Raw genomic sequence first — 16,968 nt, 5'->3', positions numbered from 1 at the left:
GCCCGCACGAAGCGGGCCTCCTTGTCTGGCACGCGGATTACAGGGCGAACTGCTCGGCCGACAGGCGCATCAGCACCTCGGAGCCGGCTTCCGCCGCTGCCACGTGAGCCTGCGCGCGCGGCAGCAGGCGGCTGAAGTAGAACTCGGCGGTGGCCAGCTTGGTCTGGTAGTAGGCCGCCTCGCTGGCGCCCTCTTCCAGCTTCTGCTGGGCGACGAGCGCCATGCGCAGCCAGAAGTAGCCGAGGGTGACGTAGCCGGAGAACATCAGGTAGTCGACCGAGGCCGCGCCGACTTCGTCCGGGTTCTTCATGGCGGCCATGCCGACCTTCTGGGTCAGCTCGCCCCACTGCTTGTTCAGCGTCGACAGCTGGGCAACCTGTGCCTTCAGTTGCGGGTGCTCGGCGTGCTGCTGGCAGAGCTGATGGACGAGCTTGGTGAAGCCCATCAGCAACTTGCCCTGGCTGCCGAGGACCTTGCGGCCCAGCAGGTCCAGTGCCTGGATGCCATTGGTGCCCTCGTAGATCGGCGCGATGCGGCAGTCGCGCACCAGCTGTTCCATGCCCCACTCGCGGATGAAGCCGTGGCCGCCGAACACCTGCATGCCGATGTTGGTGACTTCCAGGCCGCTCTCGGTCATGAAGGCCTTGCAGATCGGGGTGAGGAAGGCCAGCAGGCTGGCGGCGCGCTCGCGCTCCTCGGCGTCCTGGGACAGGTGCTCGATGTCCAGCAGTTGCGCGGTGAAGTAGGCCAGCGCGCGGTTGCCTTCGTTGAAAGCCTTCATGGTCAGCAGCATGCGGCGCACGTCCGGGTGGACGATGATCGGGTCGGCGGGCTTCTCCGGCGCCTTCGGGCCGGTCAGCGAACGCATCTGCAGGCGGTCCTGGGCGTAGCGCACGGCGCCCTGGTAGCTGGTCTCGCCAAGGCAGAGGCCCTGCATGCCGGTGCCCAGGCGTGCGTGGTTCATCATGGTGAACATGCAGGCCAGGCCCTTGTTGGCCTCGCCGATGAGGAAGCCGCGGGCGCCGTCGAAGTTCATCACGCAGGTGGCGGACGCCTTGATGCCCATCTTGTGCTCGATGGAGCCGCAGGCCACGGCGTTGCGCTCGCCGGCTTCGCCGTTCGCATCGAGGTTGAACTTCGGCACGATGAACAGCGAGATGCCCTTGGTGCCGGCCGGTGCATCGGGCAGCTTGGCCAGGACCAGGTGGATGATGTTCTCGGAGAGGTCGTGCTCGCCGGCGGAGATGAAGATCTTGGTGCCGGTGATCGCGTAGCTGCCGTCCGCATTGGGCACGGCGCGGGTCTTGATGATGCCCAGGTCGGTGCCGCAGTGCGGCTCGGTGAGGCACATGGTGCCGGTCCAGACCGCGCTGGTCATGCGCGGCAGGTAGGTGTCCTTCTGCTCCTGCGTGCCGTGGGCGTGGATGGCGGCCATGGCGCCCTTGGTCAGGCCGGGGTACATGCCCCAGGAGCAGTTGGACGCGCCGATCATCTCGCTGACCAGCAGGCCGAGAGACGGCGGCAGACCCTGGCCACCGAATTCCGGGTCGCTGGACACGCCGTTCCAGCCGGCCTCGACGTACTGCGCGAAGGCTTCCTTGAAGCCCTTGGGCGTGGTCACTACGCCGTTGTCGAAGTGGCAGCCTTCCTCGTCGCCGGAGCGGTTCAGCGGGGCGATGACCTGCTCGCAGAACTTCGCGCCTTCCTCGAGGATGGCGGCGAACATGTCCGGGGTGGCGTCGGTGGCGCCGAGGGCTTCGTAGCGGCCGGTGAAGTCGAAGACTTCGTCGGTGAGGAAGCGCACGTCGCGCAGGGGGGCCTTGTACTCGGGCATCGCGAATCTCCGTTCGGTTCAGGGCGCCAGCGTGGCGCGGAAAACTCGAACCTAACGGCCCGCCACGATGCGGACAATCACGCTGCACGCGCTGAATGCGCGGTCATAACGCAGGCCGCTCAGGCGGTGCGCACCGCTCCGCGACGCGACTGCCCGTGCACGGCCACGCGGTTGCGCCCGCCGCTCTTGGCCGAGTACAGCGCCTCATCGGCGCCCTTGATGACTTCCTCGGGGCTGCGCCGCTCGCCGTCGCGCTCGGCGACGCCGACGCTGATGGTCACCGAGACCGTCTGCGCCTCCTTGCCGGCGCGCTTGCCGCGGCCCTGGCGGTCGTCCTTGGGGCGGTTGCCACGGTCGCGCAGGTGCATGGCGTAACCCTCGATGGCCTGACGCACGCCATCGAGGTAAGGCAGGCACTGCTCCACGGTCTTGCCGGCGAACACCACGGTGAATTCCTCGCCGCCATAGCGGTACGCCTTGCCGCCGCCACCGGTACGACGCAACTGGCTGGCGACCATGCGCAGCACCTGGTCGCCGACGTCGTGGCCGTGGCTGTCGTTGAATTTCTTGAAATGGTCCACGTCGATCATCGCCAGCACGTACTGCTGGCCCAAGCGCTGGAAGCGCTCGTTCAGCGCGCGGCGTCCGGGCAGGCCGGTGAGCTCGTCGCGGAAGGCCATCTGGTACGCCTCGTGGGCCACCGCGCCGGCCAGGGTGAGCATCACCAGGCTGGTCATCACGGTCAGCGCATGGGGCAGGATGAACACCTTGGGCAGCATCCACAGCAGCCCGAGCAGGCCCAGCAGTTGCGCGGCGTGCAACGGCCGCGGCTGGCGCACGTAGGCGGAGACCAGGGCGACGAAGGCCATCAGGAAACCGAAGTAGGACAGCTGCGCCAGGCTCATCCAGTGGCCGTGCAAAGCCGGCCAGTAGGTGTCGCTGAGCAGCTCCGCCAGCCCCTGCGGGAAGCGCTTGGCCAGTGCTGTCGCCACCCCGGCCACGGCGACCAGCGCGGCGCTGCGGGCGAGCAGGTCCTGCAGCATGTGCATGCGCTCCTGCCAGATGCCGTACAGGCCGTAGAGCAGCGGCAGCAGCACGCAACACAGGTGGAACACCAGCGCCGCTTCCGGCATCACCACGCGGTGCGCCTGGAAGTAGTCGACCTGGGTATCGAGCAGGAAATAGGCGATGTACACCACCGTCAGCATGAACAGCTGGCGCTGGCGGCCATAGACCATGCACAGCGCGCCGCCGAGCAGGAGCAGCAGGGTCGGCAGGACGTTGAACAGGGAGATGAAGAAGTCAGACAGTTCGCCCAGGGAGCCGGCGGCGATGCCGGCCGGAATCAGCAACAGGGGCGTGAGGAAATGGCTGATCCGGTAAGGGGCCGTGGGTCGCACAAAGGGTTCCGCAGAGTGGGTGCCGGTCTTGCCGTCAGTCGATCGGCAAGTGGCGTAATGATGGCATTTTCTGCGGCGTTTTGTGTGGATTCGGATACGAAAAAGCCCGCCTTGCGGCGGGCTTCCTGCTGTTCAGCAGACGGACGGCGAACCGTCCGTCCAGGGCGCTGATCAGTAACCGAGGGCGAAATCTTCCTCGGCCAGGTCCATCAGGTTGTTGGCGCCGGACAGCATGGAGCCAACGTGCGCGCGGGTGCGCGGCAGGATGCGCTGGAAGTAGAAGCGCGCGGTCTTCAGCTTGGCCTGGTAGAAGGCCTCTTCGCTGGTACCGGCAGCCAGCTTCTCGGCAGCCAGGCGAGCCATGTCGGCCCAGAAGTAGGCCAGGCAGGCGTAGCCGGAGAACATCAGGTAATCGACCGATGCAGCGCCGACTTCCTCGCGGTCCTTCATGGCAGCCATGCCGACCTTCATGGTCAGGTCGCCCCACTCCTTGTTCAGCGCAGCCAGCGGTGCAACGAACTCCTTGACGGCTTCGTTGGCTTCGTTGGCCTGGCAGAACTTGTGCACGATCTTGGTGAAGCCCTTGAGCGCTTCGCCCTGGGTCATGAGGATCTTGCGGCCCAGCAGGTCCAGCGCCTGAACGCCGGTGGTGCCTTCGTACAGCATGGAGATGCGGCTGTCGCGGACGTTCTGTTCCATGCCGTGCTCGGCGATGAAGCCGTGGCCGCCATAGATCTGCACGCCGTGGTTGGCAGCTTCGAAGCCCACTTCGGTCATGAACGCCTTGGCGATCGGAGTGAGGAAGGCCAGCATCGTGTCAGCGGCTTTCTTCTCTTCTTCGTCCTGGCTGCGCTGGACGATGTCGACCTGCTTGGCAGCGAAGTACAGCATGGCGCGGTTGCCTTCGGCGAAAGCCTTGGCGGTCAGCAGCATGCGGCGTACGTCCGGGTGCACGATGATCGGGTCAGCGGCTTTTTCCGGAGCTTTCGGGCCGGTCAGCGAACGCATCTGCAGACGCTCGCGAGCGTAGGCGATGCCACCCTGGAAACCGATTTCGGCGTGGGCCAGGCCTTGCAGCGCGGTACCCAGGCGAGCGGTGTTCATGAAGGTGAACATGCAGTTCAGGCCCTTGTTCGGCGGGCCGATCAGGAAGCCGGTGGCGGCGTCGAAGTTCATCACGCAGGTGGCGTTGCCGTGGATGCCCATCTTGTGCTCGATGGAGCCACAGGAAACGGCGTTGCGCTCGCCCACGTTGCCTTCGGCGTTGGGCAGGAACTTCGGCACGATGAACAGCGAAATGCCCTTGGTGCCCTGCGGGGCGTCGGGCAGGCGGGCCAGCACGATGTGGACGATGTTGTCGGCCATGTCGTGTTCGCCAGCGGAGATGAAGATCTTGGTGCCGGTGATCTTGTAGGTGCCGTCAGCCTGCGGCTCGGCCTTGGTGCGCAGCATGCCCAGGTCGGTGCCGCAATGCGGCTCGGTCAGGCACATGGTGCCGGTCCACTCGCCGGAAACCAGCTTGGTCAGGTAGGCGTGCTGCTGCTCCGGAGTACCGTGGGCGTGCAGGGTGTTCATGGCGCCGTGGGACAGGCCCGGGTACATGCCCCAGGACCAGTTGGCCTGGCCGACCATTTCGCTGATGGCCAGACCCAGGGATTCGGGCAGACCCTGGCCGCCGTGCTCGACGTCATGGGCCAGGCTCGGCCAGCCGCCTTCGACGAACTGCTGGTAGGCCTCTTTGAAGCCGGTCGGAGTCTTGACGCCTTCCGGGCTCCATTTGCAGCCTTCCAGGTCGCCAGTGCGGTTCAGCGGAGCGATTACCTGTTCGCAGAACTTCGCACCCTCTTCGAGGATGGCATTGACCATGTCCGGGGTGGCGTCTTCGGCGCCCGGCAGGTTCTGGTAGTGCGCTTCGTAGCCCAGCAGCTCGTCGCGAACGAAACGGATATCACGCAAGGGGGCCTTGTAATCAGGCATAGCGGTAAACCTCTACGAAGGGTTCTGGTTAATGGGCGACCGGTTGCTGCGGTCGCAGTGCGGGAGCATTCCCGGCCGCCCAGTCGGTGCGCGTGCGCATCCGGACAGTCAAACAGGCGTTTGAAACATACGTTTACGCCATACCCTTGTCAAGCGTGCAAACCGACCGCCTGGTCACGCTCGCAGGGCTGTCCGCGGGGTGTATTGGCAGCGAGGCCCTGAGGCTAATTAAAGCCCATGGCAGAGCGGCCGGCGTGTCACAAGGACAGCCGGCCGCGCGGAAGAATTCAGGGTGGGGAAAGCGTCGCGTCAGGCGCGGATATCGATGAGGGTGCCGAGCGTTTCGTCGGCAGCCTGGATGACCTTGGCGTTGGCCTTTACCTCGTGCTCGCCGCGGCGCAGGTCCACCAGACGGTCGTTGAGCACTTCGCTGGGCGCGCTGCCCGCGGTAGCGATGTCGGTGCTGGCGCGGTCGACGCGGCGCTGGCCGTTCTGCACGCCGTACAGGCCCGCAGAGAAAGCATTACCGGAGATTTCCATCGACACGCCTCCACAGCAAAAAGCAGCAAGTGGCCACTATTCAAGCAGACGGAGTCCGTCAGGCCAAGGCCCGGTTACAAATCCAGGATGCCCATGTCCAGGTGCGCGGCCACTGCCGCCGGGGTCGCGCGGGCCAGGCGCGGCACGCGTCCGATGCAGGGTGCGGGCAGGCGTTCGGCGAGGGTCGCGAGGTTTTCTTCCAGACGGGAGGTCTGCGGGTCGACGATGTTCGCCACCCAGCCGGCCAGCAGCAGGCCGTCGCGCTGGATCGCCTCGGCGCTGAGCACCGCATGGTTGATGCAACCCAGGCGCACGCCGACGACGAGGATCACCGGCAACTCCAGGGCGATGGCCAGGTCGGAAAGGTTCTCCTCCCCCGCCAGCGGCACGCGCCAGCCCCCGGCGCCTTCCACCAGGGTGAAATCGGCGCCCAGCTCCAGCACCGAACGAACCGGCCCCTTGAGCGCTTCCACTGTCAGCTTCACGCCCATTTCGCGGGCAGCGAGGTGCGGCGCAATGGCCGGCTCAAAGGCGAAGGGGTTCACCTGTTCGTAGGCCAGCGGCACGCTGCATTCACCCAGCAGCGCCAGCGCATCGGAATTGCGCAGGCCCTCGGGGCTGCGCTCGCAACCGGAAGCCACCGGCTTGGCAGCCGCCGTGGACAACCCGGCCAGCCGCGCCGCATGCAGCAGGCCGGAGGCGATGGTGGTCTTGCCGATTTCGGTGTCGGTGCCGGTGACGAAGTAGGCGTGGGACATGGTTTCCTCGGTCAGTGCTTGCGCAGGACGGCGTAGACCACCCGGTAGGTCGCCGGCAACCCTTCGGGCTGGCGGAAGCGCTCGTAGGCGGCGATCAGCGCACGCACCCGCTCGCGCCCGGTGAGGCCGTCTGGCCGGCCGGGATTGAGGTTGTGCGCGCCGAGCGCCTTGAGTTCATGGGTCAGGCTGCGCAGGTCGGGGAAGTGCAGGACACGGTCCTCCGTGCGCAGCTCCAGCACTTGCAGGCCGCTACCCGCGCAGTGCTGCTGATACTGCTCGAAGGCGCGGAAGCGGTTCACGTGGACGAAGCCGTCCACCGCTTCCCAGCTCTGCCGCAGCTCGCCCAGCGTGCCGATGCACAGGCTGCTGAACGCCGCGACGCCACCAGGACGCAGCACGCGGCGCGCCTCGTCCAGCACCGCCGGCAAGTCCCCGCACCATTGGATCGCCAGGCTGGAGAACAGCAGGTCAGTGGCGCCATCGCGCAACGGCAGCCGTTCGGCATCGCCGCCGATGAAGTGCTGCGCACCGCCCTGCTCGCGGGCGTGGCGCAGCATGCCTTCGGCGATATCGACGGACAGGCCCTGCGCCTGTGGATAACGCGCCGCCAGGGCGCGGCTGAAATAACCGGTGCCGCTGCCCAGGTCGATCCAGCGCTGCGGCGCGACCTGCGCCGGCAGAAGCTCCAGCAGACGACCGCCGACGGCGCGCTGCAGTTCGGCCACCGCGTCGTAAGTCGACGCGGCGCGGGAGAAGGAGGCGGCTACCTGGCGTTTGTCGGGCAGCGCGCTGGTACTGCAATCAGGCATCGTCGCCCTCGTGGATGAACTTCAGGATGGCGCTCGCCACTTCGTCGGGCTGCTCCAGCGGCAGGCCGTGACTGGCACCGGGCAACAGGCTGACTTCGACGTCCGGCAGCCACTCCAGCAGCGCATCGGCGGCACTGGCCGGGACCAGCGCATCGTTGGCGGCGAACAGGTGCAACTGCGGGCCGGGATAGCGACCGAGGGCGGCGCGGGTATCGAGCTGCCCCAGCAGTTGCAGGCCGGCGGTCAGACCTTCGGCGTTCAATTGCGGCAGCGCCACCTGCAGCTGGCGTGCGAGGGTGCGCGGGTCGCGGGCGCCCTGGCTGACCAGCAGGGTGAAGCGCTTGCGCACCAGGTGCGGCTCCAGCAGGAAGGCCTCGAAGAAATCCTCGAAGACGTCATTGGCCATCGCGTCCGGCCAGTCCTCGCGGCGGCGGAAGCAGAGGTTGCTGGCGATGGTCACCAGCCCCCGACAGGACTCGCCCCGACGCGCCGCCAGTTCGGCACCCAGCATGCCGCCCAGCGACCATCCGGCGATCCAGGCGTCGTGAGCGACGTTGTCGTCCAGCTCGTCGAGCCAGGCATTGGGATCGGTATCCGCCGGCAGCGGCTCGATCTGCACATTCAAATGCGGGGCCTGTTCCAGCAGCGCATCGCGCAGCGGCTCCAGCGGCGCACTCCCCAGGCCCCAGCCCGGCAGCAGGATCAGTTGGTCACGCATCATCGCCCTCCTCGGCATCGATCTCTGCCAGAAGGCTAGACGACACGCGCTGCCAGCTTTCGGCGAGCGCCACCAGCAGGCGGTCGACTTGCGCCTCGGTGTGCGAGGCGGACAGGGTCACGCGCAGGCGCGCGGTGCCGGCCGGCACGGTGGGCGGGCGGATCGCGCCGACGAGGATGCCGCGCTGGCGCAGCTCCGCCGACAACGCCATGGCCTGGGCGCTGCCACCGATGAGGATCGGCTGGATCGGCGTCGGGCTGTCCATCAGGCTCAGGCCGATGGCCTCGGCGCCGGCGCGGAAGCGCGCGATCAGCGCATTCAGGTGATCGCGGCGCCAGCTCTCGGCGCGCAGCAGCTCCAGGCTTTTCAGCGTGGCGCAGGCCACCGCGGGCGGCTGGCTGGTGGTGTAGATGTAGGGGCGGGCGAACTGGATCAGCGTCTCGATCAGCTCCTCGCTGCCGGCAACGAAGGCGCCAGCGGTGCCGAAGGCCTTGCCGAGGGTGCCGACCAGCACGGGCACATCATCCATCCCCAGGCCGAAGTGCTCGACGATGCCGCCACCGTTCGCGCCCAGCGGGCCGAAACCATGGGCGTCGTCGACCATCACCCAGGCGCCCTTCTCCCGGGCCCTGGCGCAGAGCACGGGCAGGCTGGCCAGGTCGCCGTCCATGCTGAACACGCCGTCGGTGACCACCAGCGTGTTGCCTTCAGCCTTGTCCAGGCGGGAGGCGAGGCTGGCGGCGTCGTTGTGCAGGTAGCGCGAGAAGCGCGCACCGGAAAGCAGGCCGGCGTCCAGCAGCGAGGCGTGGTTGAGGCGGTCCTCCAGCACGCTGTCGCCTTTACCGACGAGGGCGGTGACGGTGCCGAGGTTGGCCATGTAGCCGGTTGAGAACAGCAGCGCGCGCGGGCGGCCGGTGAACTCGGCGAGCGCCAGCTCCAGCTCGTGGTGCGGGCCGCAGTGGCCGTTGACCAGGTGCGAGGCGCCACCGCCGACGCCCCAGCGCTCGGCGCCGGCACGCAGGGCGGCAATCACCTCGGGGTGATTGGCCAGGCCCAGGTAATCGTTGGAACAGAAGGCCAGCATCGGCTGGCCGTCGATGACCACTTCCGGCCCCTGCGGCGATTCCAGCAGCGGACGGCGGCGGTAGAGGTCCTCCGCCTGGCGCAGGGCCAGGCGGGCGGCGAGATCGAAAGGCATGCGCAACCCCGTGTCGGCGGTGGTCCTGCGAGGCGAGGACCTGTAGGAGCGAACTTGCTCGCGAACCGCCCGGCACCGAAGTACTCGGGAAGACTGTTCACGAGCAAGCTCGCTCCTACATGAAGAAAAGCGGCTCTATCAGGCCGAAGCCGCGTTATAGAACAGCTGGGAGTCGCGTTGTTCCACCAGCGCCTGCTCGATGGCGGCCTGGTGCACCTCGTCGGCGTGCTCCTCGCGCTCTTCGGGCTTGATGCCCAGACGCGCGAACAGCTGCATGTCCTTCTCGGCCTGCGGGTTGGTGGTGGTCAGCAGCTTCTCGCCGTAGAAGATCGAGTTGGCGCCGGCCATGAAGGCCAGGGCCTGCATCTGCTCGTTCATCTGCTCGCGGCCGGCGGACAGGCGCACGTGGGATTTCGGCATCATGAGGCGGGCGACCGCCAGGGTGCGGATGAAGTCGAACGGATCGACATCCTTCTCTTCGGCCAGCGGGGTGCCCTTCACTTTCACCAGCATGTTGATCGGCACCGACTCCGGATGCTCTGGCAGGTTGGCCAGCTGGATCAGCAGGCCGGCGCGGTCGTCCACCGACTCGCCCATGCCGAGGATGCCGCCGGAGCAGATCTTCATCCCCGCCTCGCGCACGTACGCCAGGGTCTGCAGGCGCTCGCTGTAGGTGCGGGTGGTGATGATGTTGCCGTAGAACTCCGGCGAGGTATCGAGGTTGTGGTTGTAGTAGTCCAGGCCCGCTTCAGCCAGCGACTGGGTCTGCTCCTGGGTCAGCTTGCCCAGGGTCATGCAGGTTTCCAGGCCAAGCTTCTTCACGCCCTTGACCATTTCCAGCACGTAGGGCATGTCCTTGGCCGACGGATGCTTCCAGGCAGCGCCCATGCAGAAGCGCGTGGAGCCGATGGCCTTGGCTTCGGCAGCGGCCTGCAGCACCTTCTGCACTTCCATCAGCTTTTCCTTGTCCAGGCCAGTGTTGTAGTGGCCGGACTGCGGGCAATATTTGCAGTCTTCCGGGCAGGCGCCGGTCTTGATCGACAGCAGGGTGGACACCTGTACGCGGTTCGGGTCGAAATGCGCGCGGTGCATGGTCTGCGCCTGGAACAGCAGGTCATTGAAGGGCTGTTCGAACAGGGCGCGGACTTCGGCAAGGGTCCAGTCGTGGCGGGTTACTTGGGCTGCGGTGGCACTCATCGGCAAAGTCCTTCGACGCTTGGGGGCGCCTCTTGTCTAGGGTGCCCCGGCGGCGCGCCACCGGGGAAATCAGGCTCAAGGCATCATATGTGGAGCTGTGACGCTGTCAACCACTCTCGCGACACAGGTCGACAAGTGACCATTTATTGATCAGTAACGGCGATCTCGTTGCGGCTGCGGCTGAACCGATCCGCTCCATTGCCGCTCCAATCAGGCAGAACACTCAGGAGTCAGACCCCAGATGGGAACAGAAGGATTCTTCGACGGCCTTGGCCAGATGGTCGGCAAGGCCATCCGCTTCATCGTCGATCTGCTATCGGGCGTGCTCGGCGGCCTGTGGCGCGCCATGGACGACTTCTTCCACGGCCTGGCGCGGGCTGTGGGAATCGACGTCTCGATCTTCAGCTTCGTCCTGCTCTTCATCGGCCTGCTGCTGCTCTACAGTGGCATCCGCGCCTTCCTGCGGCGCTCGATCTTCGGCGGACTGATCTGGACGGTGCTGGGCCTGGTGGTATTGAGCTGGCTGATTCACTGAGCCGCTAACCCCTGAACGCCCCGCCCATGGAGGGGCTGAATGTGGATATCTCAATGGGGCCCCGTCTGGTGGCGCCCTCGCGTGCAATGTCTTCTTTGCGGCGGGGCGGCGGAACAGGCCGCCCTGCCCCTCTGCGCCGGCTGCGACGATGACCTGCCGTGGCTCGCCGGGCACTGCGCGGTCTGCGCCCTTCCCCTCCCAGCTTCCGGACTGACCTGCGGCCAGTGTTTGCGCCGCGCTCCGGCTTTTCACCGGGTCGAGACACCGCTGCGCTACGGCTTCCCCGTCGATGCGCTGGTCACCCGCTTCAAGCACCAGGCCAATGCCCCGCTCGGACGTCTGCTCGGCCAGTTGCTCGAACGCCACCTGCTGCATGCCTTTGATGAAGGATTGCCGCGCCCGGACCGGCTGATCCCCGTACCACTGTCACGCCGGCGCGAGCGGCAACGGGGCTTCAACCAGGCGCAACTGTTGGCCGACTGGCTGGCCGCGCCGCTGCATCTGCCTGTGGATAACCAGCTCGTCCGCCGCACGCAGGACACCCCGGCCCAGCAAGGCCTGGACGCCGTCACCCGCAAGAAGAACCTGCGCAACGCCTTCACCCTGGCCGCTGGCGCGAGCGTCGAAGGCCTGCACCTGGCGCTGGTGGACGACGTGCTGACCACTGGCGCCACCGCCGAGCGCATCGCCCGCCTGTTGCGTCGTGCTGGTGCGCGGCGGGTCGACGTCTATTGCCTGGCGCGCACGCCGGCCCCGGAATAGACGACCGTTCGGCCACATTCCCGACATCTGCCCCTTGCGTTTTGCACGCCAGCAACGGAGCCTCGTCGCATACCAATAAGTACCCGCGAAACCATGACCACCCTCAGCCTGTTGACCCAACACGTTACCCGCCGCCCGCAGCGCATCGCCCTGCTGGCGCAGATCGCCCAGCTCGGCTCGATCACCCACGCCGCCAAGGCCGCCGGGATGAGCTACAAGACCGCCTGGGACGCCATCGATGAACTGAACAACCTCTCCGACCGGCCACTGGTGGAACGCAGCGTCGGCGGCAAGGGCGGTGGAGGCGCGCGCCTGACCGCCGAGGGCGAACGCCTACTGGCGCTCTACCAGCGCCTGGAAGCCCTGCGCGAGCACATTGTCGAGCACGTCGAGCACCAGGCCGACCTGGAACTGATCGGCCGCCTGATGATGCGCACCAGCGCGCGCAACCAGCTTCACGGGCGCGTCTGCTCGGTGGAGCCGTCCGGCCTCAACGACCTGGTGTGCATCGAACTGCCTGGCGGCTCGCGCATCCAGGCGCGGGTCACCCGCGAAAGCACCGAGAAGCTGGAACTGGCCGACGGCGTGCCGGTGGTGGCGCTGATGAAGGCCGGCTGGCTCTACGTCGACCTGCCGCACATCCCCTGCCCGGAGGGCCTGAACGCGCTGGAAGGCCACGTCGATGACATCCGCGAAGCCGAAGACGGCCCCAGCGAAGTGCGCATCCAGCTGCCCAGCGGCCAGATGCTCTGCGCCCTGACCGACCCGGAGCGCATCGAAATCCTCGGCCTGCAAGCCGGTTCGGCGGTGCGCGCGCAGTTCTCCCCGGCGCAGGTGATCCTCGGCACGCCGCTGTAGTCGCCCCGGCAAATGGGTTTCCCTGCCTCATATCAAGCCCGACGAGTGCGCGGCGCGCTCCAATAACCGCCTGAGTCCCGCCCGAGGTCGGGCGGGGCCGTGGTCAATCGGAGCTCCCACCATGCGCCGCTCGCTCGCCCTGCTTGCCCTGCCGTTCCTGCTTTCCCTGCCCCTGGCCAGCCAGGCCGGCCCCGATGTCCTGCGGGTCGGCGCCAGCACCGAACTGATGCCGACGCTGGAACCACTGGTTGACCAGTACCAGCTCGCCACCCACAACAAGGTCCTGCTGATCGGCGGCGGCGAAGGCGAACTCGCCGAACAGATCCGCCAGGGCACACCCTACGACCTGCTGCTGACGCCGCTGCACAATACCGACAAGCCCTCGCAAAGGCTCGAGTGCAAAGCCCGCTCAATGCAGAAACTGACCCTGGTGAAGGGCGAGCGCCGGGCGCTGGCCACGGACTTCGTCGAGTACCTGAAAAAACACTGCTCCGACCGCTGAGGCGACTGCGCACCCAAAGGGGGCGGACTGGGTAAACTAGGCAGCTTTACCATTGCCGGAACGTCGCCATGTCCCATCCCTTCTCCGACCTCACCCCCGACCTGGTGCTGGATGCGGTGGAAAGCATCGGTTTTCTCAGCGACGCCCGCGTACTCGCGCTCAACAGCTACGAGAACCGCGTCTACCAGGTGGGCATCGAGGACAGCGAGCCGCTGATCGCCAAGTTCTACCGCCCCGGCCGCTGGACCACCGAGGCGATCCTCGAGGAGCACGCCTTCTCCGCCGAACTGGCCGAATGTGAAGTCCCGGTGGTGGCGCCGCTGGTGCACGAGGGCAAGACCCTCTTCGAACACGCCGGCTTTCGCTTCACCCTGTTCCCCCGTCGTGGCGGCCGCGCGCCGGAGCCGGGCAACCTCGACCAGTTGTATCGCCTCGGCCAACTGCTCGGCCGCCTGCACGCCGTGGGCGCCAATCGCCCGTTCGAGCACCGCGAGGCGCTGACGCCACAGAACTTCGGCCACCAGTCCCTGGCCACCCTGCTGGACGGCAACTTCATTCCCAGGAGCCTGCTGCCGGCCTACGAGTCCGTGGCCCGCGACCTGCTGAAGAAGATCGACGACCTCTACGCCCGGACGAAGTACTCGCCCATCCGCATGCACGGCGATTGCCACCCCGGCAACCTGCTGTGCCGCGACGAGACCTTCCACGTCGTCGATCTCGACGACTGCCGCATGGGTCCGGCCGTGCAGGACCTGTGGATGATGCTCGCCGGCGAGCGCCAGGAGCGCCTCGGACAGCTCTCGGAACTGGTCGACGGCTACCAGGAATTCCACGACTTCGACCCGCGCGAACTGCCGCTGATCGAGGGCCTGCGCGCCCTGCGCCTGATGCACTACAGCGCCTGGCTGGCGCGCCGCTGGGACGACCCGGCATTCCCACCGAGCTTCCCCTGGTTCGGCACCGAGCGTTACTGGGGCGAACAGGTGCTGGTGCTGCGCGAGCAGCTGGCAGCGCTGGATGAGGAACCGTTGCGGCTGTTCTGATTTCCGCGTTTCTTCACCCAACCGGATATCCGACTGACTCCCTGCAGGAATGCCCCATGGGCGCGATCGCGGGCATGGCCCGCTCCTACAGGTCGACTTCGCTGGCGTGGCGTTATCCACAACCCGTAACGGCATCGTTACGCACATTCGCCAGCGCCACCGGGACATCCAGCGAAGCGGCACAGACAAGCCAGCACGAGCGCCCTAGAATTGTGCAGCCACTCATTAGCTGCCTAACCAAGGATGTTCCATGGCCACCGCCAACCCCCGCCGGGGCTACGCCCTGGGCTTGACTGCCTACGTCATCTGGGGACTCTTCCCGATCTACTTCAAGCTGCTCGAACGCATCCCCGCCCTGGAAATCATCACCCACCGGGCCATCTGGTCGGCGGTGTTCGGCGCCCTGCTCCTGCTGGTGTGGAAACACCCCGGCTGGTGGCGCGAGCTGCGCGAGAACCCCAAGCGCATCGCGGTGCTCACTGCCAGCGGCCTGCTGATCGCCAGCAACTGGCTGGTCTACGTCTGGGCGGTGAACAACGGCCACATGATCGAGGCCAGCCTGGGCTACTACATCAACCCGCTGATCAACGTATTGCTGGGCCTGGTGATCCTGCGCGAACGCCTGCGCCCGCTGCAGTGGGTCGCGGTCGGCCTCGCCGCGCTGGGCGTGGCGCAGCAGCTGTGGCAACTGGGCAGCCTGCCCTGGGTATCCCTGGCGCTGGCGCTGACCTTCGGCTTCTACGGGCTGATCCGCAAGCAGGCGCCAGTCGCCGCGCTGCCGGGGCTGGTGGTGGAAACCTGGATCCTGCTGCCGCTGGCGATCGGCTACCTCGTGCTGTTCGCCGATGGCCCGAGCGTGCATGCGGACTTCTGGACCACCAAGGACGCCATCTGGCTCGCCGCCGCCGGCCCGATCACCCTGGTGCCGCTGGTGTGCTTCAACGCCGCCGCACGCCACCTTCCTTATGCAACCCTCGGCTTCCTGCAGTACCTGGCGCCGACCCTGGTGCTGCTGCAGGCGATCCTGCTGTTCGGCGAACATCTGGACACCACACGGCTGATTTCCCTCTGCTGCATCTGGGCAGGCCTGGTCGTCTACAGCGTGGACATCTGGTACCGCCTCGCCCGCGGAGACTGATCATTAATTGATCCACTGCCTGGAAGCCACGCCAGCCGTGACTTGCAGGCAGTCACCCGCAGATTGTCCACAGCTCTATCCCGCGATTGCGGGGATAACGGCCAGCTCTTCCACAGGCCGTCCTGCCAAGCGTTTCACACCGCCCCTTTCCCCAGGCGCGAGCCGGCTCCTGATCAAGAATTGATCAACACCTCAGAAGCCCCGCAAGCTCTGGCCTGCATGAATATTCCCCCAACTTTTCCACAGGCTGATCCCCGCTTCGTGTGGATGCAGCAGAGCCGTCCGCGCAGAAAGTGGACAACCCTGTGAAACCCAGAGCCAACGTGCCCTGCAGCGTTTCATGAACGGCTTCTCCACAGATTCTTCCAGTGTATTTGTGCACAGCGGTTGTCTGGCCCGCAGCGCCCTATTCGCCGCGCGCCATCTGTACGAAAAATGACCACATCGCCCAAGACCACGGTAATAGCGGGATGCAGAGACTTATCAACAAAATGCCCACGGCGCGATCCCCGCAATCTGTGCACAGCCGCGAAGCAGGAAGTGGATAAACGGATTGGCGTGAAGCCCATGTAAAATGGGCCATCTGTCGATCCATCAACAGAGAGCCCACAGGTTTTTCCACAAGAATCGTACTCAGAGTGAGGCCGTCATTCCCCGCTGTGGAAATTCAGCTCCACCATCAGGTCATCGGCCAGCTCTTCCAGCTTCTGCTGCAGGGTTTCCAACGGCAGGGTCAGCGGCACGGCCAGCAGCGCCTCGGCATGGAACAGCGGCTCGCTGCTCATGGGCGCGGGGAGCACCTCGGTGGTCAGGCTCTCCAGGTTCACGCCATGCTCGGCCAGCAGCTGGGTGATATCGCGGACGATGCCGGGGCGGTCGTTGCCCACCAGGTCGAGATGGATCGGCTTCCAGTTGCAGGCCGGCTCGATGCCGCTCTCCGCCAGCAGCACGCGGATGCCGTGCTCGCTCAGCTCCTGCAGACCTTCCACCAGCTCGTCATAGCCCTCGGCGGGCACTGCTACGCGAAGGATCCCGGCGAACTGCCCGGCCATGCGCGACATGCGGCTCTCCAGCCAGTTGCCGCCGTGGGCGGCGATGCATTTGGCCACGCGCTCCACCAGACCGGGCTGGTCCTGGGCGATGACGGTCAATACGAGGTGGTCCATGAGCAGTCTCCGCGAAGGGCTAGGCCGTGAGGTCCAGCCAATAGGTGTAGAACTTGTCGTCCCGCTTGTAACCCAGGCGCTCATAAAGCGACTGGCCAGCGTGGTTGGTCTTCGCCGTCTCCAGCATCAGGCCGCAGGCGCCGGTGGCTTCGCCGTGGGCGCGGGCGGCGTTCATCAGCGCCTCGCCATAGCCATCGCGGCGCGCAGCGGGCAGCACGTAGAGGTCACTGATCAACCACGACGCCTGCAGCGCCAGGGAAGCGAAGAACGGGTACAGCTGCACGAAGCCTACCGCCAACCCATCGATGCTGCGCGCGATGAATACCGTGGACTGCCCGCTGCCGATGCGCGCCCCGAGAAACTCGCGAATCCTCGCGTGGGGCGCCGGCACCTCGTAGAAATCGAGGTAGCCGGAAAACAGCGGAACCAGGTCATCCAGATCGGTGGGGGTGGCAAGCGTCACGGACATGCGGGATTCTCCAGGAGGGAAGAAGCAGTATAGGCACGGCGAGGTTAGCCGGCTGCGACGGGCC

At 66.4% G+C, this 16,968-nt stretch carries 17 protein-coding genes; 6 read left to right on the top strand and 11 right to left on the bottom strand.

Annotation, left to right across the window (positions count from 1 at the left end; genetic code table 11):
• Positions 1 to 37: 37 nt before the first annotated feature.
• From IB261_RS02615 to bioB, 9 genes are all read right to left on the bottom strand, one after another.
• The gene (locus IB261_RS02615; RefSeq protein WP_081519680.1) at positions 38 to 1,834 is read right to left on the bottom strand and encodes an acyl-CoA dehydrogenase C-terminal domain-containing protein; all 1,797 of its coding nucleotides are present in this window, start codon (positions 1,832 to 1,834) and stop codon (positions 38 to 40) included.
• Between the two features lie 119 nt (positions 1,835 to 1,953).
• Positions 1,954 to 3,234: a GGDEF domain-containing protein gene (locus tag IB261_RS02610; RefSeq protein WP_192210388.1), complete on the bottom strand. Its 1,281-nt coding sequence runs from the start codon at positions 3,232 to 3,234 to the stop codon at positions 1,954 to 1,956.
• 171 nt (positions 3,235 to 3,405) lie between these two features.
• The gene (locus tag IB261_RS02605) at positions 3,406 to 5,211 is read right to left on the bottom strand and encodes a phenylacyl-CoA dehydrogenase (protein ID WP_192383301.1); all 1,806 of its coding nucleotides are present in this window, start codon (positions 5,209 to 5,211) and stop codon (positions 3,406 to 3,408) included.
• A 309-nt stretch (positions 5,212 to 5,520) separates the two neighbouring features.
• Complete coding sequence (locus IB261_RS02600; protein ID WP_081519677.1) at positions 5,521 to 5,751, bottom strand: hypothetical protein; 231 nt, start codon at positions 5,749 to 5,751, stop codon at positions 5,521 to 5,523.
• A gap of 74 nt (positions 5,752 to 5,825) precedes the next feature.
• Complete coding sequence (gene bioD / locus IB261_RS02595) at positions 5,826 to 6,509, bottom strand: dethiobiotin synthase (RefSeq protein WP_192383302.1); 684 nt, start codon at positions 6,507 to 6,509, stop codon at positions 5,826 to 5,828.
• An 11-nt stretch (positions 6,510 to 6,520) separates the two neighbouring features.
• The gene (bioC, locus tag IB261_RS02590) at positions 6,521 to 7,318 is read right to left on the bottom strand and encodes a malonyl-ACP O-methyltransferase BioC (RefSeq protein ID WP_192383303.1); all 798 of its coding nucleotides are present in this window, start codon (positions 7,316 to 7,318) and stop codon (positions 6,521 to 6,523) included.
• Positions 7,311 to 8,036 carry an alpha/beta fold hydrolase gene (locus tag IB261_RS02585; RefSeq protein ID WP_081519674.1) on the bottom strand — a complete coding sequence of 242 codons (726 nt, stop codon included), beginning with the start codon at positions 8,034 to 8,036 and terminating at the stop codon, positions 7,311 to 7,313. Before IB261_RS02585 ends, bioC begins: the two co-directional genes overlap by 8 nt.
• A complete protein-coding gene (gene bioF, locus IB261_RS02580; RefSeq protein WP_192383304.1) occupies positions 8,029 to 9,234 on the bottom strand; it encodes an 8-amino-7-oxononanoate synthase in 1,206 nt (401 codons plus the stop codon). Before bioF ends, IB261_RS02585 begins: the two co-directional genes overlap by 8 nt.
• Positions 9,235 to 9,372: 138 nt before the next feature.
• Positions 9,373 to 10,431, bottom strand: a complete 1,059-nt coding sequence (gene bioB / locus IB261_RS02575; RefSeq protein WP_138213038.1) for a biotin synthase BioB — start codon at positions 10,429 to 10,431, stop codon at positions 9,373 to 9,375.
• Positions 10,432 to 10,672: 241 nt separating this feature from the next.
• Between bioB and IB261_RS02570 the strand changes: the two genes are divergently transcribed.
• The 6 genes from IB261_RS02570 to rarD all read left to right on the top strand — a co-directional run bounded on the left by IB261_RS02570 (position 10,673) and on the right by rarD (position 15,269).
• On the top strand, positions 10,673 to 10,966 hold the full coding sequence (locus IB261_RS02570; protein WP_081519671.1) for a hypothetical protein: 294 nt from the start codon (positions 10,673 to 10,675) through the stop codon (positions 10,964 to 10,966).
• A gap of 39 nt (positions 10,967 to 11,005) precedes the next feature.
• The gene (locus tag IB261_RS02565) at positions 11,006 to 11,728 is read left to right on the top strand and encodes a ComFC family protein (RefSeq protein WP_192383305.1); all 723 of its coding nucleotides are present in this window, start codon (positions 11,006 to 11,008) and stop codon (positions 11,726 to 11,728) included.
• 93 nt (positions 11,729 to 11,821) lie between these two features.
• Positions 11,822 to 12,586: a TOBE domain-containing protein gene (locus tag IB261_RS02560; RefSeq protein WP_138213040.1), complete on the top strand. Its 765-nt coding sequence runs from the start codon at positions 11,822 to 11,824 to the stop codon at positions 12,584 to 12,586.
• Positions 12,587 to 12,707: 121 nt separating this feature from the next.
• Positions 12,708 to 13,088, top strand: a complete 381-nt coding sequence (locus IB261_RS02555) for a substrate-binding domain-containing protein (RefSeq protein ID WP_192383306.1) — start codon at positions 12,708 to 12,710, stop codon at positions 13,086 to 13,088.
• Between the two features lie 68 nt (positions 13,089 to 13,156).
• Positions 13,157 to 14,131 (top strand): serine/threonine protein kinase, encoded by a 975-nt coding sequence (locus IB261_RS02550; RefSeq protein WP_081519667.1) that lies wholly within the window; start codon positions 13,157 to 13,159, stop codon positions 14,129 to 14,131.
• 250 nt (positions 14,132 to 14,381) lie between these two features.
• Positions 14,382 to 15,269: an EamA family transporter RarD gene (gene rarD, locus IB261_RS02545; RefSeq protein ID WP_081519666.1), complete on the top strand. Its 888-nt coding sequence runs from the start codon at positions 14,382 to 14,384 to the stop codon at positions 15,267 to 15,269.
• 647 nt (positions 15,270 to 15,916) lie between these two features.
• Here the strand turns inward: rarD and IB261_RS02540 are convergent.
• Positions 15,917 to 16,435: a glycine cleavage system transcriptional repressor gene (locus IB261_RS02540; protein WP_045212798.1), complete on the bottom strand. Its 519-nt coding sequence runs from the start codon at positions 16,433 to 16,435 to the stop codon at positions 15,917 to 15,919.
• Positions 16,436 to 16,454: 19 nt separating this feature from the next.
• Positions 16,455 to 16,904 (bottom strand): GNAT family N-acetyltransferase, encoded by a 450-nt coding sequence (locus tag IB261_RS02535; protein ID WP_081519665.1) that lies wholly within the window; start codon positions 16,902 to 16,904, stop codon positions 16,455 to 16,457.
• Between the last annotated feature and the right edge of the window lie 64 nt (positions 16,905 to 16,968).

The organism is Pseudomonas sp. PDM20 (assembly GCF_014852575.3).
In the GTDB taxonomy this organism is placed as follows: domain Bacteria; phylum Pseudomonadota; class Gammaproteobacteria; order Pseudomonadales; family Pseudomonadaceae; genus Pseudomonas.
Note: the sequence above shows the minus strand (reverse complement) of the source record. Positions and strands in the feature narration are given on the sequence as shown.

Excerpts from the sequence above, each read along its gene's own strand:
- IB261_RS02615 (WP_081519680.1), bottom strand. The coding sequence starts at position 1,834 with ATGCCCGAGTACAAGGCCCCCCTGCGCGACGTGCGCTTCCTCACCGAC.
- IB261_RS02605 (WP_192383301.1), bottom strand. The coding sequence starts at position 5,211 with ATGCCTGATTACAAGGCCCCCTTGCGTGATATCCGTTTCGTTCGCGAC.
- IB261_RS02600 (WP_081519677.1), bottom strand. The coding sequence starts at position 5,751 with ATGGAAATCTCCGGTAATGCTTTCTCTGCGGGCCTGTACGGCGTGCAG.
- bioD (WP_192383302.1), bottom strand. The coding sequence starts at position 6,509 with ATGTCCCACGCCTACTTCGTCACCGGCACCGACACCGAAATCGGCAAG.
- bioC (WP_192383303.1), bottom strand. The coding sequence starts at position 7,318 with ATGCCTGATTGCAGTACCAGCGCGCTGCCCGACAAACGCCAGGTAGCC.
- IB261_RS02585 (WP_081519674.1), bottom strand. The coding sequence starts at position 8,036 with ATGCGTGACCAACTGATCCTGCTGCCGGGCTGGGGCCTGGGGAGTGCG.
- bioF (WP_192383304.1), bottom strand. The coding sequence starts at position 9,234 with ATGCCTTTCGATCTCGCCGCCCGCCTGGCCCTGCGCCAGGCGGAGGAC.
- bioB (WP_138213038.1), bottom strand. The coding sequence starts at position 10,431 with ATGAGTGCCACCGCAGCCCAAGTAACCCGCCACGACTGGACCCTTGCC.
- IB261_RS02570 (WP_081519671.1), top strand. The coding sequence starts at position 10,673 with ATGGGAACAGAAGGATTCTTCGACGGCCTTGGCCAGATGGTCGGCAAG.
- IB261_RS02565 (WP_192383305.1), top strand. The coding sequence starts at position 11,006 with ATGTGGATATCTCAATGGGGCCCCGTCTGGTGGCGCCCTCGCGTGCAA.
- IB261_RS02560 (WP_138213040.1), top strand. The coding sequence starts at position 11,822 with ATGACCACCCTCAGCCTGTTGACCCAACACGTTACCCGCCGCCCGCAG.
- IB261_RS02555 (WP_192383306.1), top strand. The coding sequence starts at position 12,708 with ATGCGCCGCTCGCTCGCCCTGCTTGCCCTGCCGTTCCTGCTTTCCCTG.
- IB261_RS02550 (WP_081519667.1), top strand. The coding sequence starts at position 13,157 with ATGTCCCATCCCTTCTCCGACCTCACCCCCGACCTGGTGCTGGATGCG.
- rarD (WP_081519666.1), top strand. The coding sequence starts at position 14,382 with ATGGCCACCGCCAACCCCCGCCGGGGCTACGCCCTGGGCTTGACTGCC.
- IB261_RS02540 (WP_045212798.1), bottom strand. The coding sequence starts at position 16,435 with ATGGACCACCTCGTATTGACCGTCATCGCCCAGGACCAGCCCGGTCTG.
- IB261_RS02535 (WP_081519665.1), bottom strand. The coding sequence starts at position 16,904 with ATGTCCGTGACGCTTGCCACCCCCACCGATCTGGATGACCTGGTTCCG.